Origin of the sequence: Streptomyces sp. NPDC026659, assembly GCF_040638245.1 — a bacterium.
Taxonomy (GTDB): domain Bacteria; phylum Actinomycetota; class Actinomycetes; order Streptomycetales; family Streptomycetaceae; genus Streptomyces.
This window is the reverse complement of record NZ_JBEZXY010000008.1, coordinates 324,117-349,753: the sequence shown is the minus strand read 5'-3', so window position 1 is coordinate 349,753 and position 25,637 is coordinate 324,117. Positions and strand designations below refer to the sequence as shown.

The window sequence follows — 25,637 nt, the reverse complement described above, 5'->3', positions numbered from 1 at the left end:
CCGTACACCATCCATGCCGAAGGCATGTTGGCCGCCTGGTCGGCGCTCGGGGATCGTGGCGGCGAGGCCGTCGGCCGAAGTCGGACACCGCCTGCGAGGCGAGGAACCCCGCCCCCTGGGATGTGTCCGGTGCCCGACGGCCCCGTGCGGTCGCCCCGGCTCACCCGAACGGCCCGACTCGCCGGGTACACCGCCCGGCGATACGTTGGTGGACGGGCCGGATGACGGCCGGGTGGATGCCTCTGTCGGCCCGGCGGAATCGGACAAGGCTCCAAGGGCGGTGGGCGGCGTGACCGAAGCGCAGCACTACGACGTCATGGTGATCGGCACAGGTGCGGGTGCGGGTGGTGGCGGCATCGCCCGACGGGCGGCGCGTCGGAGTTCCGGATCGGCGGGAACGGCGACCGTTTTCCGCCCGGGGCCGGGTACCGGGTCGACGGCGACACCGAGTTCCGGCGGTCACCCCGCCGGTTCCGCCCCGGACGCCCACTGAAAGGTCCACCACCTGGACAACCTCCGCGCCGTCGACACGAGCTCCGTCCCGAGGATTCCCGGCCGACGACGGCCCAACGGCGCCCCAGCGGCGGCCCGCCGTGGGCACCCGGCACCGTACGTCACCCGAACGATCACCAGGCACTCGTCGATGCCGTACGCACGGGCGGGGTACGGCGCGGCGGTGTCGGCAGAGGACCGGCAAGGAGACCGTCATGGACCGTTACCCGCCCATCGCCGACCACGGGCTCATCGGGGATCTGCAGACCGCGGCGCTGGTGTCGTCGCACGGTGTGATCGACTGGTTCGCGGCACCCCGCTTCGACTCGCCCAGCGTCTTCGCCGCCCTGCTCGACCACGACGGCGGCGGCTACTTCCTGCTCGCGCCGGAGCGCCCCGAAGGGACCTGGAGACAGCTCTACTACCCGGACACCGCCGTCCTGGTGACCCGCTTCATGTCACCGGACGGGGTCGGCGAGATCGTCGACTACATGCCGGTGCAGCCCGGCCCGACGGCGTCCGACCGGCACCAACTGGTCCGTGTCGCCCGCACGGTTCGCGGCACTGTGCGATTCGAGCTCGCGTGCCGGCCGCGGTTCGACTACGGGCGGGCCGGTCACCGGCTCGATCTGACGCCCGAGGGAGCGGCATTCCACGCCCCGGGGGCCACCGCGTATCTGCAGGGCGACTTCCCGCTCGAACAGGACGGGCACGACGTCCGGGGTGCTCTCACGCTGAAGGCCGGTGAGGCGGCCGCCGTGGTGTTCACCATGTGCCCGCCGGACGCGGCGCCGCCCCCGCCGCCCACCACCGAGGGAATCACCGAAGAGATCTGGGAGAACATCAACTACTGGCAGTTGTGGGTGCGTACCTCGCGCTACCGCGGCCGCTGGACGGACATGGTGTACCGGTCCGCCATCACCCTCAAGCTCCTGACCTACGCTCCCTCCGGCGCACCGGTCGCCGCGGCCACCATGGGGCTGCCCGAGCAGATCGGCGGTGAGCGCAACTGGGACTACCGCTACACCTGGGTGCGGGACGGCTCCCTGTCGATCCGGGCCCTGCTCGATCTCGGCTTCGCGGACGAGGCGACCCGGTTCATCCACTGGCTCGGCGACCGCCTCCAGGCCCATGAGGGAATGGACGGCGAACCCCTGCAGATCATGTACCGGGTCGACGGTGATCCCCACCTCACGGAGGAGATTCTGGAGCACTTCGAGGGGTACCGCGGCTCCTACCCCGTCCGGGCCGGCAACGCCGCCGCGGACCAACTGCAGCTCGACATCTACGGCGAGGCCCTCTACGGCCTGGCCGAGGGCCGTGAGGTCGGGGAACACGCGGGCTATCACGGGTGGAAGAGCCTGGCGGCCACACTGGACTGGCTCGCCGACTCCTGGGACCGGCCCGACGAGGGGATATGGGAGACCCGGGGCGGGCGCAGGGACTTCACCTACAGCCGGGTGATGTGCTGGACCGCCTTCGACCGCGGTCTGAAGCTGGCGGCCGAGTTCAGCAGGCCTGCCGACACCGCGCGCTGGACCCGCGCCAGGGACGAGATCCTGGAACAGGTCATGCAGCGGGGCTGGAGCGAGAAGGAACAGGCCCTCGTGCAGTACTACGGAGGCGACGTCATGGACGCGTCCCTCCTGCTCGCCCCCCGGGTCGGATTCCTCTCCCCCCGGAGCCCCGCGTGGCTCACCACCCTGGACGCGATGGACCGCGTCCTCGTCTCCGACAGCCTGGTCTACCGCTACGACCCCCAGGCGTCCCCCGACGGACTGCAGGGGTCCGAGGGGACGTTCAGCCTCTGCACGTTCCTGTACGTCGACGCCCTCGCCCGTGCCGGGCGGCTGGCCGAGGCCCGCTACGCCTTCGAGAAGATGCAGACGTACGCGAACCACGTCGGCCTCTTCGCCGAGGAGATAGGTCCGAGCGGAGAACAGCTCGGGAACTTCCCGCAGGCGTTCACCCACCTGTCCCTCATCATGGCCGCCACGACACTCAACGACGCGCTCGACCGGTTCTGGCAGCGCGTCTGACAGCAGATCCGCGAGGACGGTCCCGGTCCCGGCCGGCGCACCTCTGGGCGGGTGAACATCCGCGGGACGCGGCGCGACACGAGCCCCCTCGCGGTGCGGTTCCGCGTCCACGGTGTTCTGTTGGTGCCCGAGCCTTCGGGTCACGGCCCCGCTGATCCGGGTCACGGAGTGGAGGAGACAGACATCGTGAGTGCGACCGAGGGCGCGGCACAGAACGTCATCCCCGGCCATCTGCTGAAGGGGCAGAAGGCGCTCGTCACCGGCGCCAACTCCGGGATCGGCCGGGCCACGGCCATCGCCCTGGGCCGTGCCGGAGCCGATGTGGTCGTGAACTACGTGGCCGGGCGCGAGGACGCCGAGCAGGTGGTCGAGGAGATCACCGCCCACGGAGTACGGGCGGCGGCCTACGAGGCGGATGTGTCCGACGAGGACCAGGTCGTCGCGATGATGGACCGGATGGTCCGGGAGTTCGGCACGATCGACATCCTGGTCGCCAACGCCGGACTCCAACGCGACGCCCCGTTCACCGAGATGACCGTCGCCCAGTGGCAGAAAGTGCTGGACGTCAACCTCACCGGGCAGTTCCTGTGCGCGCGCGAGGCGACGAGGGAGTTTCTCCGGCGCGGCGTCGTGCCCGAGGTCTCACGCGCCGCCGGAAAGATCATCTGCATGAGCTCGGTGCACCAGATCATCCCGTGGGCCGGCCATGTGAACTACGCCTCCTCCAAGGGAGGCGTCCAGATGATGATGCAGACCCTCGCCCAGGAACTCGCCCCTCAGAAGATCCGGGTCAACGCGGTGGCCCCCGGGGCCATCAGAACCCCCATCAACCGCGACGCCTGGGAGACCCCGGAAGCCCGTGAGGACCTTCTGCGGCTGATCCCCTACGACCGTATCGGCGACCCCGAGGACATCGGTTACGCGGTCGTCGGCCTTGCCTCGGATCTCATGGACTACGTCGTGGGCACCACCCTCTACGTGGACGGCGGGATGACCCTCTTCCCCGGCTTCGCCACCGGCGGTTGACACGCCCGTTCCCCGCCCGTCCAGCGAGAGGGCCCATGCACTTCACGGTCATGCTGTCGGCGGACGTGCCGGCACAGCTGCTCCCGGCCAGATCCCAGATGGCCTTCACCCTCGCCTCCCACATCATCCTGGTGCCGCTGGGCGTGGCGCTGCCGCTGATCACACTGATCATGCACGGCTACGGTCTGCGCCGCGGCGACGGGACCGCCCTGCTGCTGGCGCGACGCTGGTCGGCGGTGATGGCGGTCCAGTTCGCCATCGGCGTCGTCACCGGCACCGTGCTCTCCTTCGAGTTCGGGCTGCTGTGGCCCGGCATGATGGGCCGGTGGGGCGATGTCTTCGGCATCGGTTTCGGCGTCGAGGCATGGGCCTTCTTCCTGGAAGCCATCCTCATCGCCATCTACCTCTACGGCTGGCGACGGCTTCCCGCCCGCACCCACTTCCTGCTCGGGCTGCCCCTGCCCCTCGCGGCCCTGCTCGGCGCCTTCGGCATCCTGGCCGCCAACTCGTGGATGAACACCCCGCGGGGTTTCACCCTCGACCCCGACGGCAACCCCGTCGACGTGAAGATCTGGAAGGCGGTCTTCACCCCCATGTTCGGTCCGCAGTACTGGCATTTCGTCGTCGCGATGCTGGTGACGGCGGGCTACGTCGTGGCCGGGGTGTACGCCGTCGGATGGCTGCGCGGGCGCCGGGACCGCTACCACCGCCTCGGTTTCACGATCCCCTTCACGCTGGCCGCCGTGTGCACACCGGTGCAGTTCGTCCTCGGTGACTCGATCGCCCGGCAGGTCTTCCACAAGCAGCCGGTGAAGTTCGCGGCCATGGAGATCGTCTGGAAGACCGACACCCACGTCCCGGAGTATCTGTTCGGCCGACTGCAGCCGGACGGGACCGTCAAGGGCGGCATCAGGATTCCCCAACTCGACTCCATCCTCGCCGGTTTCCGCCCGGACACCAAGGTCACCGGCCTCACGTCCGTACCGGCCGCCGACCGGCCGACGCCCGCCGAGGCCACCATCACCCACTTCGCGTTCGACGCCATGGCCGTCCTCGGCTCGCTGCTGCTCCTGCTCGCGATCTGGTACGCCCTCGTGTGGCTGCGGCACCGTCGGCTGCCGGCCTCCCCGTGGTTCTACCGCGGCGCCGCGTGCGCGGGGGTGGCCTCCGTCGCCGCCGTCGAATGCGGCTGGATCACCACCGAGGTGGGACGCCAGCCGTGGATCGTGTACCAGAACATGCGTGTCGCGGAAGCGGTGACATCGACGCGTTCCACCAGCTTGTGGATCATGTTCGGGGTGGTGGTCGCGGTGTACGTCCTCGTCTTCGGGTCGCTCCTGGTGGTGCTGCTGAAAATGCGCGCACGCTGGCGGACCGCCGACGAGAACGGCGGTCCACAGGCTCCGGAGACGGACACGCCGTACGGTCCGCGCCCCATGGCCGGTTCCGGAGGCGACGAGAACGCTTCGTCGACGGGGGGCCGGAGGTGATCGCCGGAGTCATCGCGGTCGTCCTGCTGCTCGCGGTCGCCGCGTACGCCTGCGGTGGCGGCACCGACTACGGTGCCGGTTTCTGGGACCTGACCGCGGGCGGAGCGGAACGCGGCGAGCGCTCGCGGCGGCTGATCGACCACGCGATGGCCCCGGTCTGGGAAGTCAACAACGTCTGGCTGATCTTCGTGCTGGTCATCATGTGGACGGGCTTTCCCGTCTTCTTCCAGCGCGTCTTCACGGCGATGTGGCTGCCCCTGGCGCTCGCCGCCGTCGGCACGGTGCTCCGCGGGGCCGGCTTCGCCCTGCGCAAGCCCCTGACCCGACTGGCGGGCCGACGTCTGTACGGTGCGATGTTCGCGGTCTCGTCGCTGCTGACGCCGTTCTTCCTGGGCGCCGCGGCCGGGGGAGTGGCCTCGGGCCGGGTGACCGCGCGGGTGACGGCGTCGACGGACGCCTGGGCCAACCCCACCTCGCTGCTGTTCGGTTTCCTCGCCGTGGCGCTCACCGCGCTGCTCGGCGCAGTGTTCCTGGCCGCGGACGCCCGGCGCTTCGCCGTGCCGGACCTCGATGGCCACTTCCGGCGGCGGGCGCTCGCGGCACTGGCGGCCGTCGTCGTCCTCGCCGTGATCACACTGGTCGTCACACACGGGGACGCACCCCATGTGTGGCACGGGCTCACCCACGGCGTGGGGCTCGTCTTCGTGATCGTGTCGGCGCTGGCCACGCTCGCCACCGCATGGTCGCTGACACGCCCCTCCGGAGCGTGGTCCCGGGGCGCGGCGGTCACCGCGGTCGCCTCGGCGGTCATCGCCTGGGGCATGGCCCAGCGCCCCTACCTGATTCCGGTCTCCCTCACCGTCGCCGAGGGGGCCGGGGCTCACACCACGCTGCGCTGGCTCGGTCTCGTCACCCTCGTCGCGGTCGTGCTGGTCCTCCCCGCGGTGGTCCTGCTGTACTGGCTGGACACCCAGGGCGAGTTGGAGGGCCTGACGGACGCCGAACTGCGGCCCGGCCGCCCGGGTGACGAGGTGTGACCTCGTCGGGGCAGCGGACTGCTGTCAGGCGGCGTCCTGCTCGACGTACAGATGGACCGGGCCACGAAGTACGGGGCTGCGCCGGTACGGTGGCGGGTCGGCGACCAGCCGGGGCCGATCCAGCCGGCGTACCAGCTCGGCCAGCGCGATCTGGGTCTCCCGCCGGGCCAGCGGGCCGCCGAAGCACAGATGGATGCCGCTGCCGAAGCCGAGGTGCTGGTTGTTCGGCCGATCGGGATCGAAGTGGTCGGGGTCCTGGAAGCGGTTCGGATCCCGGCTGCCCGAGGCGAGCATCAGCATGATCTGCGAGCCCTTGGGGACGACGGTGTCACCGACGGTGATGTCGCTGTACGCCGCCCGCCAGGGAATGATGTGCACCGGGGGCTCGTAGCGCAGCAGTTCCTCGACCAGCGGCACGACCAGATCCGGGTCGTCGCGCAGGCGCCGCAGTACGTCGGGGTGGCGCAGCAGCGTCAGCATGCCGTTGGTGATGAGGTTGACGGTGGTCTCGTGACCGGCGATCAGGAGCAGGTTGGCGGTGGCGACGATCTCCTCGTCGGTCATCCGCCCGTCCGGGCCGTCGTCGTGGGCCAGTTGTGACAACAGGTCGTCGCCCGGCTTGCCATGGCGTTGCTCCAGCAGGCCGCCGAGGTACTCACGCAGGGCCTTGCGGGCCTGAACGCCGTTGTCCAGCTTTTCCTTCGGGTCGGTCTCGGGGTCGTAGTCGATCGAGTCGACCACGTCGTTCACCCACCGGCTGAACCTCGGTTCGTCCTCGCGGGGCACTCCGAGCAGGTGACAGATCACGGCGACGGGGAACGGATAGGCGAAGTCGTCGACGATGTCGATCCGGTCCCTGCCCGCGAAGCCGTCGATGAGACCGCCGACGGTCTCGGACAGGGCGGGGTCCAGGCTCGTCACCAGATCCGGGGTGTGCGGGGGGCCGAAATGCCGCATGGCCATGCGCCGCAGACGGTCGTGTGCGGGCGGGTCCATGTTGATGAAGGCGGGCGTGGCCTCCGACCCGGCCGCGGGCATCGGCCGCGACAGATTGCGGACATCGGAACTCAGATGCGGATCGTGCAGCAGATCCGCGATCTCGCGGTACGTACTGACGACATAGCTGCCGTCCGCCTGCTGGGCCACCGGTGTTCTGCGCAACTCCTCGTACAGCGGGTACGGGTCGGCCCGGGAGGAGTAGTCGAGGATGCGGCGCAGTATGTCGTGCGTCTCGGACGTGCTCATCTCGCTTCCCTCCTACCGGTATTGCTGCGCGGCCGTGACGCGCCGTTCACCCGGGTCGTGACCGGTGACGACCACGGTGGCTCCCTGGGCGAGCAGGGTGGGGCCGGGGAAGTCGACCGGCACCGGCTTCATGCCGGCGGGCTGGTCCGGTGTGGGGCAGGGCGGCGGGAAGGGGGCGGCCGTTTCGATCAACTGCCGGTAGTAGTCAAGCCATTTCGCGTTGTTGAAGCTCACCGCGGCGGTGACGCGGCCCCGGTAGCCGTACGCGGCGACGAAACGCTGCTCGGCCACCGACCCCTGGGTGACGGCCACTTCGTCGGCGAAGGTCGGCACACCGACGGACTTGATGTTGACGCCGAACTGGATGGACCAGAACAGCGGGAGGGTCAGATGGGGCCAGCGGTCCGCCTGGGAACTCACCATGTTGTGCGCCGCGACCTCGGCCTGCTCCACGGCGTTCGCCCAGTGCTCCAGCGAGATGAGCCGGTACTCGTATATCGGGTTGGGACAGCGTGCCACGTCCCCGGCGGCGAAGACGTCGTCGGTGATCAGTCCGTCGAGCGTCATGGCGCGGCACCCCGTGTCACAGGCGATTCCCCAGACACCGGCCGCCAGTCCCGAGTCGCGCAGCCATTCGGTGTTGCGGATGCCGCCGAGTGCCACCACCGCCACGTCGACGTCGATCGAGCTGCCGTCGTCGAAGTGGGCGCGGCGAAGGCGCCCTTGGGCGTCGCCCTCCAGCCCGGTCACCTTGACACCGCAGCGCAGGTCGACACCGTGAGCGCGCTGCATGTCCGCCGCGACGTCACCGATCATGGCGCCCAGCGCCCCGACCAGCGGGGCCGGTGCGAGTTCGGCGACGGTCACCGGGATGCCGCGCTCCCGGCACACGGAGGCGATCTCGGAGCCGGTGAATCCCGCACCGATGACAAGGACACGCGAGGGTCCGGCGGCGAGGGCCCGTTGCAGGCCCGCGGCGTGCTCGCGCGTACGGACGACGAACACGCCGTCCAGGTCCGCCTCGCTCTCGATGAACCAGGGCCGCGCCCGTACTCCGGTGGAGATCAGCACCCGGTCGAAGGGAATCTCGCGTCCGTCGGCGAGCCGCACGTGGTTGGTCGCCAGGTCCAGTCCGTCGGCGGGCACGCCCAGGAGCCACTCCGCATCGATGTCGCGTCGCCGCGGCAGCGTGGTGTCGTCCGCCGGGACCCACCCGGTCAGGACCTGCTTGGACAGGGGCGGCCGGTCGTAGGGCTCCGCCGACTCGTCGCCGATCATGGTCAGTGACCCGGTGAAACCCTCGTCACGCAGGGCTTCCGCGGCACGAAGTCCCGCGAGTGACGCACCGACGATCACGATGCGGCCGTCACGTTTGAACCCCCGCAGGTTTTCCGCGCTGGTCACGACGACGCCTCCGCCGGTGTGTGCTGCCCCTCCCACTCGACCAGGATCGCCTGGACCGGGCAGGCGGCCGCGGCTCGCAACACCTGGTCGCGCTCGGCGTCGTCGGGACTGGGGTTGTACATGAGTGCTTCCTCGCCATGCATCCGGAACGCGTCCGGAGCGAGGAACGCGCACTGCGCGTACCCCTCGCAGCGCGAAAGATCCACGACAATTCTCATCCCGACCTCCACAGGGACTGCGGGAGAAAGAACTCGGCCGTCTCCTACCCCCGCGAAGCGCGAAGGGACGCACCGGAAACTCCGGGTCTGCGAAGAAGGGTTCGACTGTCGCGAATGATGCGACCACGGCCGGCGAGAGCGCCCGGAGAAACGTGCCCTCGCCGTCAAAAGCCTATGCCCTGGGTGCATCACCTGCACCTGGGAAAGGGGTGCCCCGCCGATCCCGGTTCGCTCGCAGGCCGGTGCCCGCGCACGTCGGCCGACCGGCCGTCACGAGGGGAGTTCGATGTACTCGAAGACGGATCCGTCCGGATGCCGGGCGATCATGCGGTTGCCGGAGGGGACGGGGGACGGGCCGTCGAGTACGCGGCCGCCCGCTCGCCGCAGGGCGTCGGTGACCGGCGTCAGGTCCCGGACCACGAGTGTGGCGCGGCGGTCGGAGAACTCCGCGGCCTTGTCCCCGGAGAGCAGGAGGAAGGGGCTGACGGAAGCGAGCCGGACGCCCGCGTACTCGAAGGTCGAGGCGGCTTCCGCGCCGCCCAGCTCCTGGTAGAAGGGAACGGCCGCGGAGAGTTCCGGCACGGTGACGCGGGCGATCACTTTGACGATGTTGCTCACGTGTGGCCTCCAGTGGGTTGGGTGGCGTCCGCTGCGGTGATCACCAGGTGAGGGGCAGCGCGTGCAGCCCGTAGGTGACGTTCGACTTGCGGAAGGGGACTTCGTCGTGGGGAACCGCACAGCGCATGTCGGGGAACCTGCGCAGCAGGGCGGGAAGCGCCACGCGCAGTTCGAGCTGTGCCAGCGGTGTGCCGACGCAGTGATGGACGCCGTGCCCGTAGGCCAGGTGGGTACGGGCCGGGCGGGTGAGATCGAGGGTGTCGGGGGCGTCGATGCCCTCGGGGTCCCAGTTGGCCGACGGCAGCGAGACGAGTACCTGCTCGCCGGACCGGACCAGGACGTCGCCGACGGGCACGTCCTCGGTCGCGGTTCGCAGCTCGCCGTGATGCGGGATGGTGACGTACCGGACCAGCTCGTCGAGAGCCGAATCGTGCAGATCCGGCCGATCGCGCAGCACGTGTGCCTGGTCGGGGTGGTGCAGCAGCGCCAGCACGCCCAGGCCCAGCATGTGCGCGGTCGTCTCGTGCCCCGCGACCAGCAGGAGGTTGCCGATACCGACCAGTTCCTCGTCGGTGACGGACTGTCCGAAGTCGCGGATCACGCGCCCCAGCAGGTCGTCCCCGGGGCTGCGCCGCTTGCCGCGGACCACCTCGCGCATGCCCGCACGGAGGGCATCGCGTGCCCTGATGAGGTCGGGCAGCGGCGACATGACGTCGGTCATGACCCGGGTGAGCCCGGCGAAATCGTAGGTGCTCTCCGCGGGCAGCCCCAGAATGGCGCAGATGATCCGGGAAGGGACGGGCAGCGCGAAGGTCTCCATGAGATCGACGGGGTGCGGGGCGGAGGCCATGACGTCCAGGTGCTCTTCCACCACGGTCTCCACGTACGGCTGGAGCAGACGCATACGGCGGGTCGTGAACTCCCGCGTCACCATCGCGCGCAGCCGTGTGTGTTCGGGTGCGTCCTCCTCGATGAACGTACCCGGCTGGCGGGACCGCAGAGCCCGCGTCAGGTCCTGGTCGCGTGAGGGGGGCACCACCACGCCGATCGGCGTGAGCCGGCTGCTGAACCGCGGGTCGGCCAGGACCTGACGGGCATCGGCGAACCGGGTGACCAGCCACGCTTCCGATCCGCCGGTGAGCCGGACCCGTGAGACGGGCTCCTCGCGGCGCAGTCGGGCCAGCTCCGGGTCCGGGGCGAACGGGCATGCCGGATCCCTGCGGTAGGGAAGGGGCGCCAGGTCCTCGCGCACCGGCGCGCTCATCGGGCTGCTCCTTCGCGGCCGCGCGACGCCGAGGGCGCGGGCACCGTCCAGTGACAACCGCGTTCGGCCAGCTCGACCTCCGCGCTGATGCCGAGGTGCGCGGCGGTGCGCTGATGCAGATCGACGCAGAACTCGCAGGGCCGGTCGAGCGTCAGGGTGACGCCCCGCCGCGCGGCCTGCTCCCGGTAGTCGAAGATGCCGCAGCGCCGTACGGTGAGTTCGGTTCGCTCCGGCGAGGTACGGGTCTCGGTGTCGGAACCGTAGACGCCGAGCATCGCGCGCAGCCCGGACAGCAGGTCCCGGGCCTGGTCGTCCGTGTCGGGCAGCCGGTGCCGCATGGCATCGGAGTTGATCCTGGCCACGTGCTCGGTCCACTCCGGCAGGTTCTCCCGCCCCATGTACCGCTCGATGGCGGCCTGGGTCCGGAAGTACACCCCGAGGACGAACTCGGCCTTCTCCTTGTCGGTCATCGTGCTCTCGACCATCACTGTCCTTTCCCGGGTGCTGCGTCGTGCGGTGACCGTTGCGCGGGGCGCGGTCACGTCGTCATGGCGGGTACGGCGGTGATCCGCGCGATCTGGCTCAGGGACTGCTGGACCGCCTCCTGCAGGGGCGGTGGGAGACTGCCGCTCAGGGCGGGATCGTCGAGGTCCACGAGCCGTGAGAGCTTCCAGCCCACGTAGGCGCCCATCGAAGCGAGCGGGGGCAGGGCGGACACGGTCCGCACCGTGACGTGGTGTTCGGCGAAGAGAGGATCGAGACGTTCGCCGAGCTCTGCTTCCCAGGCCGGAGTCGTGTCGCGGTCGGCGGTCACCAGGCACACGACCGAGTCGCCCTTGACCACGAGCATGTAATTGAGCACGACAGGCGCCCGAGCGTCCTGGGACGCCCACACGACGGCCTCGCACTCCTCCTGCCGTACACCGTCCCGCGCCAGCTTCAGAGCGTCCTGCTGCCGGCCGAGCGTGCGCAGCACCGGTGTACGGACGCCGCACGGGCACAGACCGTTGGCGATCTCGACGAGATCGCCCGTCCGGTACCGCACCAGTGGCCGTGACGGCAGATCCAGTGTGGTGACCACCAACTCCCCGGAATCCGCCCGGCCTTCCTCGACCGGACGCGTGCCCGCCTCGTCGTGCACTTCCAGGAGGTAACTCTGGGGCTGCGTGTGCAGTGAACCGTGTTCGCACGTCACCGCCACGGTGCCGGTCTCCGACGAACCGAAGGTGGCGACCCGGGCGGTGGCTCCCGTGAGGGTTTCGATGTGCCGGACGAAGCTGGGGCCGGTCTGCTCCGCGATCAGCAGCAGCTTGCCGAAAGCGGGCGGTGCCTCTCCCCGTGACAGGGCGTACTGCAGGAGCTCGGTGAGCCGGGACGGAGCACCCACGTAGGTGTTGATGCCCAGCTCCCGCACGATGCGCAGCACGCGGGAGTAGTCGCCGGTGACCTGGTCCACCCAGAGCCGGACGGACAACAAACCCAGGTATTCCAGGACCTTTTCGAACTGGTACCCGGCCGGTGCGAAGGGCCCGTTGATGAGAATGAGGGCCGAGTCGCCCTCCTTCAGGACGCGTGCCCACATCTCGCCGATGTTCACCGTGTTGACGATGAGATCGTCCACGGCCTTGGGTGCGGCGACCGGGTCGCCGGTCGTGCCCGAGGACTCGTAGTAATGCAGAAAGGACTGGATCGGCCGCGTCAGTGCTCCTCGGGGTGATGCACGCAGCTTCGTACGCGAAAGAAGCGGGATCGCCGGAAAGAGTTCGTTCAGCAGACGGCCCGGGGGCTCTTGGAGCATTTCCCGAACACGTTTCTTGTCGCGCCAGTACTTCAGGTTCTCGTCATGGAGTCCAGAATGGGCAGCCTCATGCAGAATCCGCACCAGTTTTCTCGCCTGGAGCCCCGCAAGGTCGCCCTGACCGGCCAGGGTCGAACGCACGTCGACCAGGTGGACCTTCATGAGGTCCGAGGCCGCGACGGCGGACGTGCCATCACGCATAAGCAGCATGGGTCTCACCTCCTGTGCGGAATCTAGAGCATCGGACCGGGCGGAATGCAAATCCCTTCCGGTAACTGGAAGGTGACGGGTGAGCATAAATTCAGCACGTCATATCGAAATGTCGAACGATCGCGCTCAGTCGAATGAGTGGCTTGTGCATGGTTCTGGTGGGACGGAAAAGGATGGCGGGGTTTCATGGGTCTGGGTTCTGGTTAGCTGACCCCGGGTGAAGACGGTTACGGGCCTGTTTCGTGCGGCCTGTTTTCCGCGGATTCACCCTGTCCGAAAACACCGAACAAAAGGAGAGGTCATGGCCACTACCACGGCAGACCCGTTGACCCGCAAGTACGAGCGCGTCTTCAAGCACCTGGACGCCGACGGCAACGGGTACCTCGAGCGTTCCGACTTCGCGTCCTTCGTCGACCGGCTGGCGAAGGAGTACAAGCTGACCAAGAACGACCAGAAGGTCCGCGCGATCTCGACGGCGTTCGACATGCTCTGGCACGAGCTGGTACGCCACGCCGACACGAACCACGACAACCGGATCTCGGAGGAGGAGTACATCTCGTCGGTCCGCAGGACGGTCGACGACACCACGCGCTTCAACGCGACCGACGCGCTCGCCAACTCCCTGTTCGACATCATGGACGTCGACGACGACGGCCAGATCAGCAAGGACGAGTTCATCCGGCTGCAGCAGAACGTCTGGGGAATCAGCGTCCCCGACGCGATCGACACCTTCATCGCCCTGGACACGGACGGGGACGGCCACATGTCCCGTCAGGAGGCGGTGAGGGGCTGCCGTCAGTACTTCAACTCCAACAGCCTGGACGAGCCGGGCAGTTGGTTCTTCGGTCGCTTCTGACCCCGCCGGGGTGACGGAGCGGCGATCCTCCGGTCCTCACCCTTTTTCGCGTGTGCGGTGCGTCCAGGAAACCGGCTCGTACCGCATGCGTGTCCGCCGATGGTGTTCCAGCCGCGACGGGCCCGTGTCAGACAGTCCCACCACGGAGCAGAACCCGCCGGATGCCGTACACGGCCGCACCGACGGCCAGTACCCCCGCCCCGGAGACCACCGAGCCCGCCGGCAGCGCGAAGGCCAGGGCCAGACAGCCGGTCAGGCCGATGACGGGGACGATCCGGGACGGGCGGCCTTCCTCGGGGGTCAGGGTGAGGGCGGAGGTGTTGGCGAGAGCGTAGTAGGCCAGGACGCCGAACGACGAGAACCCGATCGCCCCGCGTACGTCCGCCACCGCCGCCGACACCGCCACGACCGCGCCCACCGTCAACTCCGCGCGGTGCGGCACCTTGAACCGGGGATGCACCGCCGCCAGGGCGTGCGGCAGGTGCCGGTCACGGGCCATGGCGAGCGTGGTGCGCGAGACCCCGAGGATCAGCGCGAGCAACGAGCCCAGAGCCGCCACCGCCGCGCCCGCCCGGACCACGGGGGACAGCCAGTCGGCACCCGCCGCTCGGACCGCGTCCGCCAACGGCGCCTCGGCACCGGCCAGCCGGTCCGGACCGAGCACCGTCAGGACGGCGACGGCGACCAGGGCGTAGACGACCAGGGTGATGCCCAGCGCGAGTGGAATGGCGCGGGGAATGGTCCGGGCCGGATCGCGCACCTCCTCGCCGAGGGTGGCGATGCGCGCGTAGCCCGCGAACGCGAAGAACAGCAGGCCGGCCGCCTCCAGCACCCCGCCCCACGACGCGTCGGCACCCGCTTCCAGCCGGGAGGCCACCGCTGCCCCGGAGGTGAGGGTGGCGACCACGACGGCGGTGAGCACCGCCAGCACGATCGCGACGATCACGCGGGTCACCCACGCCGACTTCCGCACCCCGGCGTAGTTCACCGCCGTCAGCGCCACCACCGCCGCCACCGCGACGGCGTGGGCGTGCGCGGGCCACACGTACGCGCCGACGGTCAGTGCCATCGCCGCGCACGAGGCGGTCTTGCCCACCACGAACGCCCAGCCGGCCAGATACCCCCAGAACGCGCCAAGCCGCTCCCGTCCGTAGACGTAGGTGCCGCCGGAGGCCGGGTACCGGGCGGCCAGCCGCGCCGACGAGGTCGCGTTGCAGTACGCCACCACCGCGGCCACGGCCAGCCCCGTCAACAGGCCCGAGCCCGCCGCACGCGCGGCCGGGGCGAGCGCGGCGAAGATCCCGGCGCCGATCATCGACCCCAGGCCGATCACCACGGCGTCCGGCAGTCCGAGGCGTCGCCGCAGTTCATCGGGCATGCCGGCCGCCGTCGGTGTCCCACCCATCACGCGCCTTCCGTCCGTTCCGCGGTTCCCGGTCCCGGCGGACGATAGCCGAGACATCCGAACGTGCGGTGATCCGAAACCCGCCGACCGGCTCCGCCGCGCTCGTCCGGGACCTCAACCGCCCCTGTGCGAAGGCGCAGCCGACACGGCGGCCTCGGACCGCGTGGGGCTCGTCGACGGCGCGGCCCCGCGCGGGCGTGCCGAGGGGACCGCAGGGGCCGCCGGGGCCGAGAAGTCGCGGCCTGACGGGACGGCGGACGGGGAGGTGGCCGAGGTCGTGCGGCGGGCGGGGTCGGTCGGCGTCACCCTGGGGGTGCCGGTGGTGGTGTGCGGGGGAGCCGACGCTTCCGGGTTCGGCACGGCCGTGGGGCTGCTCGCGGGCGGCGGAGCCAGGGGGACCGTCGGGGTCGCGGGGGCCTGGTGGGTCGTACGCAGCAGCGGTACGGCGAGCAGGGCGGCGACCGCGCAGGTCGCGCCCGCGCCGACGGCGGCGCGCAGGACGCGGCGGCGGGCCGCGCCCCGGCGGATCTCCTCGTACCGGCCCGGGGGAGGCGCGAGGTGCGTGGCGGGCGGCCGCATGATGACGGCGAGGGGGTCTTCGGGGCCGAAGTCGGGACCGTCGTCACTGAATGTGGTCAAGGCTTCTCCTCAGGTGGGCGCGGAGCAGTTCACGGGCCGCGTGCAGGTCGGCCTTGACGGTCCCTTCCTTGCGCCCGGTGAGCACGGCCACCTCCCGGATCGGCACGTCAGCGTAGTAGTGCAGCAGCGTCGGTGTGCGCAGCCGTTCGGGGAGCGCCTGAACGAGCAGGCGGACCGAGGGGTCGGTCTGCTCGGCGGGCGGCAGGACGGACGCCTCCACGGTGGCGCGGCGCATGGCCCTGCGCTCGCGCTCCATGCGGCGCCAGTGGTCCCGGACGAGGTTGGCGGCCGTGACGTAGAGGAAGCCCCGGGGCTCCGACACGGACGTCCAGCGGGCCCAGAGACGGGTGAACGCCTCCGAGGCGATCTCGTGGGCCGTCTCGTCGTCGTCGACGAGACGGCGGCACCAGCCGGCCAGGCGCGGGTAGAGAGCGGCGAAGAGCTCTGCCGCCGCCTTCTCTCGGGACCGTTTCAACGTTCTCCATGGGGGGATGGGGCACTCTTTCGGGCCGGGGCGCCCCGGGGAAAGACCCCGGGCCGACGGCGTACGTTCCGTCGGCCCGGGACCGTGCGGGCGCCGACCGGGTCAGTCGGGTGCGGTGCTCGACGCGGCGAAGACGATCACGTTGTCGCGATAGCCGTCGCCGGTACGGGGTCCGCCGCACGTGATGAGCCGCAACTCGGGCCGGTCGACGTCGCCGTAGACCGCCTTCGTCGGGAAGTCGGCCTTGGGGACGGTCCGTACGGAGGTGACCGTGAATTGGGCCGACGTGCCGTTCTCCAGGCGCACCGTGATCCCGTCGCCCTGGCGCAGTCGGTCGAGGCGGCGGAAGACACCGTCGCCGTAGGCGCCGACCGTGACATGGCCGAGGATCACCGACGGACCGGTCCGGCCGGGCGTCGGGGAGTTCTCGTACCAGCCTGCCCGGTCGTGCGCGGTGATCGGAGGCACCTGCACACCGCCGCCCGGGGCCAGCCCGAGCCGCATGACCGGGGTGTCGACGCCGATCCCGGGGATCCGCAGCCGCGCGGGCGCCGAACCGCCGGGATCCGCCGAGGAGTTCGCCGGACCAGCGGAGGACGGGGTGCTCGCGTGCGTGTCGACGGGGCGGCCGGCGGACACTCCGGTGCCGTCGTGACCGACGCAGCTCGCGAGCAGGGGGACCAGCGCGGCGACGACGAGCGCGCGCCTGGAGAAGCGGGTCATGCCCCGGTCGCCCGTCGGCGGCGCAGGAGGAAGACGGCCGTGCCGCCCACCACGAGGGAACCGACGGCGCTGCTGCCGATCAGGGAGGCGTGCCGACCGGAGTCGCTCGAACCGGTGGTCGCACCGGTGTCGGGAGCGCCGCTGGGAACGACGCGGACCTGACCGCGTCCCCTGGCCGGGGCGGCGGACGGTACGGGGGTGGGCGCCCCGCCCGCCGTACGGGCGGGGGCGGCGCCCGGTATCCGGCTGGGGACCGCGCTCGGCTCCGTGCCGCCCGGAGCGCTCGGCCGCGCCGACGGGACGGAGGCGGACGGTACGGCGGTGACGGAGGGGCGGGCGGTCGGGGACGCACTCGCCCCGTGGGCGAACGCGGGCACCGTGCTCGCCAGCACGGCGACGCAGGCGGCCGCCGTGGCGCTGAGGACTGTTCGACGCATGAATCGCTCTCTTCGCTCGGCCGGCCCGGCGAGTGGCCGGGCGGCTGCGTGATGGATCGAGCGGAGAGACGAGACAGGGTCGGCACGGGTTGTAAAGCGTCGGCAAAGTCTCGGCGGCGGGTAATTCCCTTGTCCGGAGCGGCGGTTCAGGAAGCCGCGCCCGGCGACCGCCGGGTGAACGGTGTGACGGGGCGCTCCAGGCGTTCGCCGTCCACGGTGATGTCGACCGTCTCGTTGTAGAAGGCGAGGAGGTCCTTGACGGCGCCGACGGCGGGCAGTGGGTGGGGGTAACTCCAGACGACGTTCGGCGGAACATCGCCCGCACCCCGCCAGGACCAGTACGCGGCGGTGCCCTTGTACGGACACGCGGTGCTGTGGTCGGTGTGCTCGAACAGGTCCAGGCGTACGTCCTCGCGCGGGATGTAGTACCGCGTCGGCAGGCCGGTCTCGAAGAGCAGCACCGGGCGGCGGGTGTCGGCGACGACCGTTCCGTCGATCGCGACCTGGACGTGTCGGCTGCTCTGGATGGCGTCCACCCGTTTGTGCGGGTCGCGGGGGTGGACGAAGATCTCCTCTTCCTCCTCGTACCAGTGCTCCAGGCCCCGGCCCACCCGTGCGAACCACTCGAAGGCGATGTGCCCGGCCAGGTCTTCGGCCGGGAAGGTCCAGGCGGCGTTCTCCATCAAACGGCCGTCGGCCTCGAGGTCGTAGAAGATCCGCGATCCGCTGTGCGTGCCTTGCGGCGGATTCTTCGCCGGGCGGAGCAGATCCTCCCGGACCTCCTCGCGCGGGAAGGCGTACAGCGGCACCGGCGTTCCGGGCTCCCACACCAGGACGGGACGCCTGCTGTCGACGACCGTGGTGCCGCCGCCCGTGCGACCGCGTACCCAGCGCTCGGAGGGTTCCCACCGGATGCCTTCGGGGGTGGTCCTGACGGTCGGAGGGGTGGGGAAGGCGGTCATGTCCTGTACTCCTTCGGTTGCTCGCGCGGTGATTCGGGACGATGTCGGCGTGGCTCCCGGGCCCTGCCGTGCCCCGCTTGTCGGCGGGTCCGTCAGAGTGTCACGGGAAGCGAGGCCAGTCCGCGGACGAGACGGGTGTGCCGCCGGTTCAGCCGGTCCGGCGGTACGGCCAACCGGATTCCGGGGTACCGGGCGAGTACCGCTCGCAGGGCGATCTCCGCCTCCGCCTTGGCCAGGGGAGCACCGACGCAGCGGTGGATGCCGTGGCCGAAGCCGAGCTGAGCGGCGGCGTTCCGGTCCAGGTCGAGGCGGTCCGGCGAGGGGAAGCGTCGCGGGTCGCGGTTGGCCGCACCGAGGGCGACCAGGACCGGGACGCCGGCGGGGATGTCGGTGCCGCCGAGGGTGATGGGCTGCGTGGTGCAGCGGAAGGTGGCTGTGCTGACGGGCGAGTCGAAGCGGAGCAACTCGTCGAGTGCGGCGGGGATTTCGTCCGGATTCTTTCGAAGGCGGTCCAGCTCGGCGGGGTGTTGGAGGAGGGCCAGGAGGGCGTTGCCGAGGAAGTTGGTGGTGGTCTCGTGTCCGGCCACGAGCAGCAGGACCGCCAGAGAGACCAACTCCTCCTCGCTCAGGCGGTCGTCTCCGTCGCGAGCGGAGATGAGCTGGTCGAGGAGGGAGGTGCCGGGGGTCAGCCGCCTGGCGGCGACGAGGTCGGTCATGTAGTCGGCCATGGAGTGCGAGGCCGTGTCGATGACGTCGGGTTTCCCTGCCGCGAACAGCTCTCCGGACCAGCGCTGGACGTCGGACCGATCCTTTCGCGGCACTCCGAGCAGCTCGCAGATCACGATGACGGGGAGCGGAATGGCCAGACCGGCCACGAAGTCGACCGGCTCGTCGGCGGGCCACCGGTTCAGCAGCTCGTCGGTGACCCGCGCGATGAACGGACGAAGCTTCGTGACGGCTCCTGCGGTGAACGCCTTGGTCACCAGCCTGCGCAGTCGGGTGTGCCGGGGCGGGTCGGTGGCGAGCATGTGGTGTGCGACGGCAGGGTGCAGGTGACGTGGTGATCCCTTGCCCTTGAAGAAGGCGGCCGTGTCCTTGGAGAGCCGGGGGTCGCCCAGGGCCTCTCGTGCTTCCGCGTAGCCGGTCACCAGATAGCCGGGGCGGCCGCCGGAGCCGGTGGGTACGGGCTGTACCGGGCAGGCGGACCGCATGGCGGCGTAAGTGGGGTACGGGTTCTGGCGGAAGCGGGGGTCCTGCGTGGGGTCGGTCATGTTCTCAGGGTCCGCCCGACTTCGGCTGTCGGCCCGCCAAGTCCTAGGAAACGGGGGACTCCTGCGGGGAGCGGAGTACGAGCAGCGTGATCTCGCTGGGGGCGAAGACGCGGAAGGGCGGGCCCCAGAAGCCGGTGCCGCGGCTGGTGTAGAGGAAGGTGCGGGCGCCGTGGTGGGTGAGGCCGGCGAGGGCGGGCTGGTCGAGGCGGACCAGATGGTGGAAGGGCCAGATCTGGCCGCCGTGGGTGTGGCCGGAGAGCTGGAGGTCGATGCCGTGGTCTGCCGCGCGGTCGATGAACTTGGGCTGGTGGGCGAGGAGGAGGACGGGGAGGTCGGGGTCGGCTCCGTTCAGGGCCTCGGTGAGGTTGGCGCGGTGGCCCGGCAGGCCGGAGGACTCGGCGGTGACGTCGTCCACACCGGCCACCACGAGGGTGTCACTGCCGCGTTCGAGCAGCAGATGGCGGTTGCGCAACGGCTCCCAGCCCAGCTCGTCCATGAGGTCGACCCAGCCCTGGGCCTCGCTGTAGTACTCGTGGTTGCCGGTGACGTAGACACGGGCCCGAGTCGCCCGCACGGTGCCCAGCGGGGCGGCCTGGGCGCGGCGGCGTTCGGCCGTGCCGTCGGCGATGTCGCCGGTGTGGCAGACCAGGTCGGCTTCCAGGGTGTTCACCGTCTCGCAGACCCGCGCCGACCAGCGGGCGCGGTCGAGGGGGCCGTAGTGGGTGTCGGTGATGAGGGCGACCCGGGTGCCGTCCAATCCGGCTCCCAGGCGCGGGAGCCGCACCTCGACGCGGCGCACGCGCGGCACGCGTCGGGCCTCGGCGTAACCCCAGGCGAGCAGCACGGCGGTCACGCCCAGGACCGCCCAGGCGACGATGCGCGCCCGGTCCTGTCCGTCACCGACGGACGCCACGGTCAGGGCGCCCCGCAGCAGGACGCCGAGCAGAACGGACCAGGTGAACAGGACCCAGCCGGCGCCCAGCAGCGTGTCGCCGACGATCGCCGCCCCGTCCTGCTGGCGTCGGCCGTGGCCGCGTGCCATCGCGAGGGGCATGCCGACCAGGCCGAGGGCGAACAGCGCGGTGCCGGTCAGGGTGACGGGGAGCGGCCAGTGCTGGCCGCCGTACAGGAGCACCCAGCAGGGCACGGCCCACAGCAGGACGGGGGCGATCAGGGGGAGGTAGCGCGTCAGGCGCAGCAGTCGGCTCCGTGGCGCCTCCTGCGCTTCACCGGTGGCGGATCGGGTGTTGCTGGTGTCGGTCACGCTTCCCCTCCTGAGGTCTTGTCCGGCGGATCGTGCCCGTGGCGGAGCCGGGTGGCATGATCCGCCGCTCAAGTCCTGATTCTGCTCCTGCCTCGGCTGCCGGAGTCACTTGGAGGGCTCATTGTCCGCCGCGGAGCTTCGCGAACGCGCGCGTCGACGTGGCGAACCGCCAGGTCCGGTTGAGCATCTTCCGCCAGGGATTCGCCTCGGCTCGTCCGACCTGCGGCGACGAGTGAAATTTCCCGGTGCGCGGCCTAAGGGGCAGTTCAGGCCCCCCTGTTCGTCACCCGCTTCGCGGTGCCCCACTGCCCTGCGGCTAGTTTGTGCGGGGACGGGAACGCAGGCCCGTGGTGGCTGAGATGCACGAGGAAACGGGAGGTCGGGAACGGTGTCGCTGCGCGAAGGTGATCCAGCCGAGATCGGCGGTTATCCACTGGAGGCGCGGCTCGGCGCGGGTGGAATGGGCGCGGTTTTCCTGGCCCGTACGAGTTCGGGACGACGTGTCGCGGTCAAACTGATTCACCGGCAGTTCGCGGAGGACGACGAGTTCCGTATCCGTTTCCGCCAGGAGGTGGCGGCCGCGCGGCGGGTGAGCGGTGCGTTCACCGCCGCCGTGGTCGACGCCGACCCCGAGGCCGAGCAGCCGTGGATGGCGACGGCCTACATCGAGGGTCGCACGCTCGCCCAGCATTGCGCCGCGGAAGGTCCGCTGAGCGGGGCGGAGTTGAGAAGGCTCGCCATCGGGCTCGCGGAGGCGCTGCGCGACATCCACCGGGTGGGGGTCGTCCACCGCGACCTGAAGCCCTCGAACGTCGTGCTCTCGCCCGAGGGCCCGCGCGTCATCGACTTCGGCATCTCGCGTGCCGCGGGCCAGGAGACGCTGACGATGACGGGGCGGGTCATCGGCACGCCGCCCTTCATGTCGCCGGAGCAGTTGCAGTCGCCGCGTCATGTGGGGCCGGGGTCGGACGTCTTCTCACTCGGCACGCTGCTGGTGTACGCGGCGACGGGCCGCGGACCCTTCGACGCGGACAGCCCCTACATGACGGCGTATCAGGTGGTGCACGAGGAGCCGTCGCTCGGCGCCGTGCCGGTTGCTCTGCGCGCGGTCGTCGAACCCTGCCTGGACAAGGAGCCGAAGGGGCGCCCCTCGGCGGACGAACTCCTCGTGCTGCTGCGGGACCTGCCGGCCGACCTCGGCGGGGCCGACGCGGAAGGAGCCGACCCGGGCCACCGAACCCGCGACATGATCACTCAGCGGTCTTCCGTGCCGAGGGCCGTCCTGGCGTCGACTGCCCCGGGCGCCACTCCGGCCTCAACTCCGGGCGAGGCCCCGGCCGCTGAGCCATCCGTCGCCCCGATCCCCGCCCCGAGCGGTCCCGACGCGGACAGCCCAGGCACCCTCAACAGCCGCCGTCTGTACGGCCTATGGCGCCCCGTCCTCGCGGCCGCGGCCGTGGTCGCGGCGATCGGTGGGGGAGTGGCCGTGCTGAACGCGGGCCGTTTCGGGGGCGACAGCGGCGGCGACAAGGGCGACAGCGTCGTCGCGTCGGGAGCCGCGCTTCCCGACGGCTTCAAGCCGTGGCACAAGACCGTGCCGGGAGGCCAGGAGATGCTCGACGAGCTGCGGTGTGTCGCGCACGGCGACGCGGTGTACTGCGGGGGCGGCGGTGTCGTCGCGACCCGTATCAGGGTCATGGACGGCTCGCAGACGTGGACGGTGAAGAGTCCGGGCATCCCATCCGTGGGTGTGCACATGGTGGGCGCCACCGACGACACCGTGCTCGGGTACCGCATCGCCGCCCAGGACGACGCGCAGAGCCCGCCCAACGAGGTGGTGGCCATCGACGCGAAGAGCGGCCGGGAGCTGTGGTCCGCCCCGTCAGGCGGCCAGTCGACGGCCGTCACGGGCCGGTTCGAGGACGCTGTCGTGATCGGCTCCGCCGTCGTGTCGGTCGACGGTTCCAACTCCCGTTTCGAGGCCCGGGACGCGCACAGCGGTGAGGTCCTCTGGACGACGTCGTTCCCCGCGGGTACGCAGTGCGCTCCCGTCCCGGTGGGCGCGCGGCTCGTCGCGATGTGCGCGACGGACGAGGAGGCGGACGATCTGGGGGTGTTCCACCCCACCCTGTACGACGTCGACCGGGCCTCGGGGACACTGGGCACGCCCATCGCGGTCGACGGTCGCGCCGTGCCGGTGGGCGTCGTCGACGGCAGGCTCGTACTCCTTCAGGAGCCCGTGGCGGGGGGAGCGGAGCCGGAAGGGTACTACGGAGTGGTGCGGGTCGACCCGGCCTCGCGGAAGGTCACGTACACCCGGCTGGCCAGGAGGTACACGGGGACGGCCGGCATGGTGAACGGCACCCTCTACGTGAGCGGGCAGACCGGTCTCGTCACGGCGCTCGACCCCGCGACCGGCCGGCGGAAGTGGTCGCGGCAGACGGATGTGGAGGGCGCGTCGGGTCCTGTGGCGGGAGCCGGTGCGCTGTATTTCAGCTCGGCCACCGGCCGGGTCGTCGCGCTGTCGCCGGACGGCGGCAGGATCCTGTGGGCGACGCCGCCGCAGGCCGACGGGCTGACGGGCGAAGCGGGCGCGAGCCCGCGTGTGACCGTCGCGGGGCGTGCGCTGATCGTGGCCGCGGCCGACAACACGCTCTTCGCCTTCGACACGCGGAATCCGCCGAAGGCGGGCTGACTTTCGCGTCCTGTACGGGTGCGCCGTGCCCGTGGCGTTCCGGCGAGGCGGGGGTCGGCATGCTCTCCGTTGGAGAGCGGTTGGCGTGGTGGCGGTGTCATCTGGAGCCGGGCGGCTTCGGCCACTCCTCGCCCTTCGCCGCGGCGTCGAGGACGTCCCCCAGCCGCAGCCACGCGGTCGGACCGGAGTACGACGCCGGGCTTGTGGCGAAGCGGGACCATGCGGCGTCGTCGTCGCCGAGCGCGGTGAGGACGGCCGAGGCGACGACCGCGTGGGCGGTTCCGTGACGGGCGCCGCCCACGGTGAGCGCGCTCCACGCAGGCAGGGCCCGCACCAGCTCCGGCGCGCAGTCCGGGAGCGCGAGCAGTTGTCGTGTCCAGGACTCCCGCAAGTTGGGGCCGCCGCCCAGTAGTCGGCGGAGGTCCATGGTGATCCGGAGCAGCGCCGTGTCCGGTGCGGAATGGAAGGCGAGTACGTCGGACAGGGAGAGCTTCGGCCGGTACGGCGAGTGGGCGAAGGAGAGCAGCGCCTTTTCGGTCAGCTCGTCGTCGGTGTGCCGGGCCAGGTAGTCGTGCAGGGCTTCGTCGGGAGCGTTGGCGAGGTCCCGTACGGTGATCTGTTGCGGATCGCCGAGTGCCGACCGGCGTGACGGCGCGGAGGGATCCGCCAGGATCCGCTCGATGGCGGCGCGCAACTCGGTCAGTTGCCTGTCGTCCCGCTCCGTGCGGAAGTCCGTGTAGTCCCACCGGCCGCGAGTGCGCGGCCGGATGTGCCGGACCACTGCTTTCGCCTTCTCCCTCACCTCGTCCGTCAGGCGGGGCAGGTGAAGGAGCATGGCGTGGACCCACTGCAGGTCCTGGGGACGTGGGCCGCTGTGCTTGTCGTCGGGCTCCCACAGGCGCAGAGCCTTGACCGCTGTGTCCGCGAAGAGGCGGCCGAGGGTGACGAGGAGTTCGCCCGACGCGTGCCAGGTGTGCGGTTCGCCGTAACGGGTCTTCGCCCGGGAGGGGGCGAGGAGGTGGCGCCATGGCCCGGCTGCGGCGGATTCCACCCAACTGACCGCCGTGCGAAGGGCGTACTTCAGCTCGTCCTCACCCAAGTTGAGGATTCTCTCGGCATACTTGCGTCGCTGGGGTGTGAGCATGTCGAGTTCCGAGACGAACCGGGAACGGACTTCGTCCGGAGCTACACCTTCTCGTGCCATGAGGCACATGCGGGTGATCAGTTCGGCGGCGGTGAACTCGGCGAGGTGATCACGGGCGACCTCCTCCAACAGGGACGGCTCGACGTCCCAGGGGACGGCGCCCAGGAGATGGTCACGTATGACGCGCTTCGTGGAGTCGTCCGGAGCCCATTCGACGAGATGCCGGTGACGCCGGGTGTGCAGGGTCACCAGCTGCTCCCACATGGTCGTAAAAGCGCTGGTCGCGGCTTCGTGGCGGTCCAACCCGGCCAGGATGTCGTCGCCGTCCGTCCTGTCCTCGATCTCCAGGCGTGGGTATGTCGGCAGGAGGTCCAGGGCGCCGGTGAACACCACGTCGTGCAGATCGGCCTCGCGCAGGACGAGTTGAGGCGCGGTGGGCTCTTCGAGGAGCGTGGGTGTCATGGGCTGCCTGTGCGGGCCCCGGCTCTCCAGTTCCGTGACGACCGCACGGGCCAGCACGTCTCCACAGCGAGAGTGGCCGAGGTTCGCCAGCTGCGGTGCCGAGCAGCGCCGCAGCGTCTCTGCGCGCAAGGCGTCGGAGCACGACGGGTGGGCGAGTGCTACGGCGGCGAGGGGCAAGCGCACGCCCAGGTACGGCTGGGCCTCCTTGGCCAAGTCGCTCTCCACGGCCTCCTTGAGGATCCACTCGGGAGCCGCGTCACGCAGTGCCCCTCGGAGAAGAGCCAGCAGGAGGTCGTCGCGGGCGTCACCCGCCGGCAGATCCCGGGCCTTCTCCACTGCCATGCGAACCGGCGGTGAGTCCGGGCTCGCCTCCGCGGCGAGCGTACGGAGAAACGGAAGGGGCAGCCCGGAACGTGGCTCTTCAGCGGTCATGCAAATCCCCCCAGGACGTCTT

The 25,637-nt window shown here is 70.7% G+C and carries 22 protein-coding genes; 6 read left to right on the top strand and 16 right to left on the bottom strand.

Annotation, left to right across the window (positions count from 1 at the left end):
* The first annotated feature begins 707 nt into the window (after positions 1-707).
* The 4 genes from AB0E91_RS22090 (at position 708) to AB0E91_RS22075 (ending at position 6,084) form a co-directional block, all read left to right on the top strand.
* Positions 708-2,531 carry a glycoside hydrolase family 15 protein gene (locus AB0E91_RS22090; protein ID WP_361784396.1) on the top strand — a complete coding sequence of 608 codons (1,824 nt, stop codon included), beginning with the start codon at positions 708-710 and terminating at the stop codon, positions 2,529-2,531.
* A gap of 186 nt (positions 2,532-2,717) precedes the next feature.
* On the top strand, positions 2,718-3,557 hold the full coding sequence (locus AB0E91_RS22085) for an SDR family oxidoreductase (RefSeq protein ID WP_361784393.1): 840 nt from the start codon (positions 2,718-2,720) through the stop codon (positions 3,555-3,557).
* A 35-nt stretch (positions 3,558-3,592) separates the two neighbouring features.
* Positions 3,593-5,047, top strand: a complete 1,455-nt coding sequence (locus AB0E91_RS22080; RefSeq protein WP_361784390.1) for a cytochrome ubiquinol oxidase subunit I — start codon at positions 3,593-3,595, stop codon at positions 5,045-5,047.
* The gene (locus tag AB0E91_RS22075) at positions 5,044-6,084 is read left to right on the top strand and encodes a cytochrome d ubiquinol oxidase subunit II (protein WP_361784387.1); all 1,041 of its coding nucleotides are present in this window, start codon (positions 5,044-5,046) and stop codon (positions 6,082-6,084) included. Before AB0E91_RS22080 ends, AB0E91_RS22075 begins: the two co-directional genes overlap by 4 nt.
* A 24-nt stretch (positions 6,085-6,108) precedes the next feature.
* On the opposite strand, the gene AB0E91_RS22070 is transcribed toward AB0E91_RS22075, so the two are convergent.
* The 7 genes from AB0E91_RS22070 to AB0E91_RS22040 form a co-directional block, all read right to left on the bottom strand.
* On the bottom strand, positions 6,109-7,329 hold the full coding sequence (locus tag AB0E91_RS22070) for a cytochrome P450 (protein WP_361784385.1): 1,221 nt from the start codon (positions 7,327-7,329) through the stop codon (positions 6,109-6,111).
* A 12-nt stretch (positions 7,330-7,341) separates the two neighbouring features.
* Positions 7,342-8,733, bottom strand: a complete 1,392-nt coding sequence (locus tag AB0E91_RS22065) for an FAD/NAD(P)-binding oxidoreductase (RefSeq protein WP_361784382.1) — start codon at positions 8,731-8,733, stop codon at positions 7,342-7,344.
* Positions 8,730-8,951: a ferredoxin gene (locus AB0E91_RS22060; RefSeq protein WP_361784379.1), complete on the bottom strand. Its 222-nt coding sequence runs from the start codon at positions 8,949-8,951 to the stop codon at positions 8,730-8,732. The genes AB0E91_RS22065 and AB0E91_RS22060 overlap by 4 nt, the downstream gene beginning before the upstream one ends.
* A gap of 270 nt (positions 8,952-9,221) precedes the next feature.
* Complete coding sequence (locus AB0E91_RS22055) at positions 9,222-9,569, bottom strand: VOC family protein (protein WP_361784376.1); 348 nt, start codon at positions 9,567-9,569, stop codon at positions 9,222-9,224.
* Positions 9,570-9,609: 40 nt separating this feature from the next.
* A complete protein-coding gene (locus AB0E91_RS22050; protein ID WP_361784373.1) occupies positions 9,610-10,833 on the bottom strand; it encodes a cytochrome P450 in 1,224 nt (407 codons plus the stop codon).
* Positions 10,830-11,318: a hypothetical protein gene (locus AB0E91_RS22045; protein ID WP_361784370.1), complete on the bottom strand. Its 489-nt coding sequence runs from the start codon at positions 11,316-11,318 to the stop codon at positions 10,830-10,832. Before AB0E91_RS22045 ends, AB0E91_RS22050 begins: the two co-directional genes overlap by 4 nt.
* A 53-nt stretch (positions 11,319-11,371) precedes the next feature.
* Complete coding sequence (locus tag AB0E91_RS22040; RefSeq protein WP_361784367.1) at positions 11,372-12,841, bottom strand: hypothetical protein; 1,470 nt, start codon at positions 12,839-12,841, stop codon at positions 11,372-11,374.
* Positions 12,842-13,142: 301 nt separating this feature from the next.
* On the opposite strand from AB0E91_RS22040, the gene AB0E91_RS22035 reads away from it, so the two are divergent.
* On the top strand, positions 13,143-13,697 hold the full coding sequence (locus AB0E91_RS22035) for an EF-hand domain-containing protein (RefSeq protein ID WP_361784364.1): 555 nt from the start codon (positions 13,143-13,145) through the stop codon (positions 13,695-13,697).
* A 127-nt stretch (positions 13,698-13,824) separates the two neighbouring features.
* Here the strand turns inward: AB0E91_RS22035 and AB0E91_RS22030 are convergent, their stop codons facing one another.
* The 8 genes from AB0E91_RS22030 to AB0E91_RS21995 form a co-directional block, all read right to left on the bottom strand.
* Positions 13,825-15,075, bottom strand: coding sequence for an APC family permease (locus AB0E91_RS22030; RefSeq protein WP_361784361.1), 1,251 nt, complete (start codon positions 15,073-15,075; stop codon positions 13,825-13,827).
* 141 nt (positions 15,076-15,216) lie between these two features.
* Positions 15,217-15,741, bottom strand: coding sequence for a hypothetical protein (locus tag AB0E91_RS22025; RefSeq protein ID WP_361784358.1), 525 nt, complete (start codon positions 15,739-15,741; stop codon positions 15,217-15,219).
* Positions 15,725-16,216 carry an RNA polymerase sigma factor gene (locus AB0E91_RS22020; protein ID WP_361784355.1) on the bottom strand — a complete coding sequence of 164 codons (492 nt, stop codon included), beginning with the start codon at positions 16,214-16,216 and terminating at the stop codon, positions 15,725-15,727. The genes AB0E91_RS22025 and AB0E91_RS22020 overlap by 17 nt, the downstream gene beginning before the upstream one ends.
* 111 nt (positions 16,217-16,327) lie before the next feature.
* The gene (locus tag AB0E91_RS22015) at positions 16,328-16,948 is read right to left on the bottom strand and encodes a class F sortase (protein WP_361784352.1); all 621 of its coding nucleotides are present in this window, start codon (positions 16,946-16,948) and stop codon (positions 16,328-16,330) included.
* Positions 16,945-17,385: a sortase-dependent protein gene (locus AB0E91_RS22010; RefSeq protein ID WP_361784349.1), complete on the bottom strand. Its 441-nt coding sequence runs from the start codon at positions 17,383-17,385 to the stop codon at positions 16,945-16,947. Before AB0E91_RS22010 ends, AB0E91_RS22015 begins: the two co-directional genes overlap by 4 nt.
* Before the next feature lie 146 nt (positions 17,386-17,531).
* Positions 17,532-18,347: a DUF427 domain-containing protein gene (locus tag AB0E91_RS22005; protein ID WP_361784346.1), complete on the bottom strand. Its 816-nt coding sequence runs from the start codon at positions 18,345-18,347 to the stop codon at positions 17,532-17,534.
* 92 nt (positions 18,348-18,439) lie between these two features.
* Positions 18,440-19,618, bottom strand: coding sequence for a cytochrome P450 (locus tag AB0E91_RS22000; RefSeq protein WP_361784343.1), 1,179 nt, complete (start codon positions 19,616-19,618; stop codon positions 18,440-18,442).
* Positions 19,619-19,661: 43 nt separating this feature from the next.
* Positions 19,662-20,882: a metallophosphoesterase gene (locus AB0E91_RS21995; RefSeq protein WP_361784340.1), complete on the bottom strand. Its 1,221-nt coding sequence runs from the start codon at positions 20,880-20,882 to the stop codon at positions 19,662-19,664.
* A 388-nt stretch (positions 20,883-21,270) separates the two neighbouring features.
* Between AB0E91_RS21995 and AB0E91_RS21990 the strand changes: the two genes are divergently transcribed.
* Entirely contained in the window at positions 21,271-23,577 is a 2,307-nt protein-coding gene (locus AB0E91_RS21990) for a serine/threonine-protein kinase (RefSeq protein WP_361784337.1), read from the top strand.
* 97 nt (positions 23,578-23,674) lie between these two features.
* Here the strand turns inward: AB0E91_RS21990 and AB0E91_RS21985 are convergent, their stop codons facing one another.
* Entirely contained in the window at positions 23,675-25,525 is a 1,851-nt protein-coding gene (locus AB0E91_RS21985) for a hypothetical protein (protein WP_361784335.1), read from the bottom strand.
* Positions 25,526-25,637: the final 112 nt, after the last annotated feature.

Bases quoted from the DNA above. Each gene is read 5' to 3' on its own strand.
- AB0E91_RS22080 (WP_361784390.1), top strand. From the start codon at position 3,593: ATGCACTTCACGGTCATGCTGTCGGCGGACGTGCCGGCACAGCTGCTC.
- AB0E91_RS22000 (WP_361784343.1), bottom strand. From the start codon at position 19,618: ATGACCGACCCCACGCAGGACCCCCGCTTCCGCCAGAACCCGTACCCC.
- AB0E91_RS22040 (WP_361784367.1), bottom strand. From the start codon at position 12,841: ATGCTGCTTATGCGTGATGGCACGTCCGCCGTCGCGGCCTCGGACCTC.
- AB0E91_RS22030 (WP_361784361.1), bottom strand. From the start codon at position 15,075: ATGCCCGATGAACTGCGGCGACGCCTCGGACTGCCGGACGCCGTGGTG.
- AB0E91_RS22050 (WP_361784373.1), bottom strand. From the start codon at position 10,833: ATGAGCGCGCCGGTGCGCGAGGACCTGGCGCCCCTTCCCTACCGCAGG.
- AB0E91_RS22060 (WP_361784379.1), bottom strand. From the start codon at position 8,951: ATGAGAATTGTCGTGGATCTTTCGCGCTGCGAGGGGTACGCGCAGTGC.
- AB0E91_RS22015 (WP_361784352.1), bottom strand. From the start codon at position 16,948: ATGACCCGCTTCTCCAGGCGCGCGCTCGTCGTCGCCGCGCTGGTCCCC.
- AB0E91_RS22070 (WP_361784385.1), bottom strand. From the start codon at position 7,329: ATGAGCACGTCCGAGACGCACGACATACTGCGCCGCATCCTCGACTAC.
- AB0E91_RS21985 (WP_361784335.1), bottom strand. From the start codon at position 25,525: ATGGCAGTGGAGAAGGCCCGGGATCTGCCGGCGGGTGACGCCCGCGAC.
- AB0E91_RS22090 (WP_361784396.1), top strand. From the start codon at position 708: ATGGACCGTTACCCGCCCATCGCCGACCACGGGCTCATCGGGGATCTG.
- AB0E91_RS22045 (WP_361784370.1), bottom strand. From the start codon at position 11,318: ATGGTCGAGAGCACGATGACCGACAAGGAGAAGGCCGAGTTCGTCCTC.
- AB0E91_RS22010 (WP_361784349.1), bottom strand. From the start codon at position 17,385: ATGCGTCGAACAGTCCTCAGCGCCACGGCGGCCGCCTGCGTCGCCGTG.
- AB0E91_RS22035 (WP_361784364.1), top strand. From the start codon at position 13,143: ATGGCCACTACCACGGCAGACCCGTTGACCCGCAAGTACGAGCGCGTC.
- AB0E91_RS22005 (WP_361784346.1), bottom strand. From the start codon at position 18,347: ATGACCGCCTTCCCCACCCCTCCGACCGTCAGGACCACCCCCGAAGGC.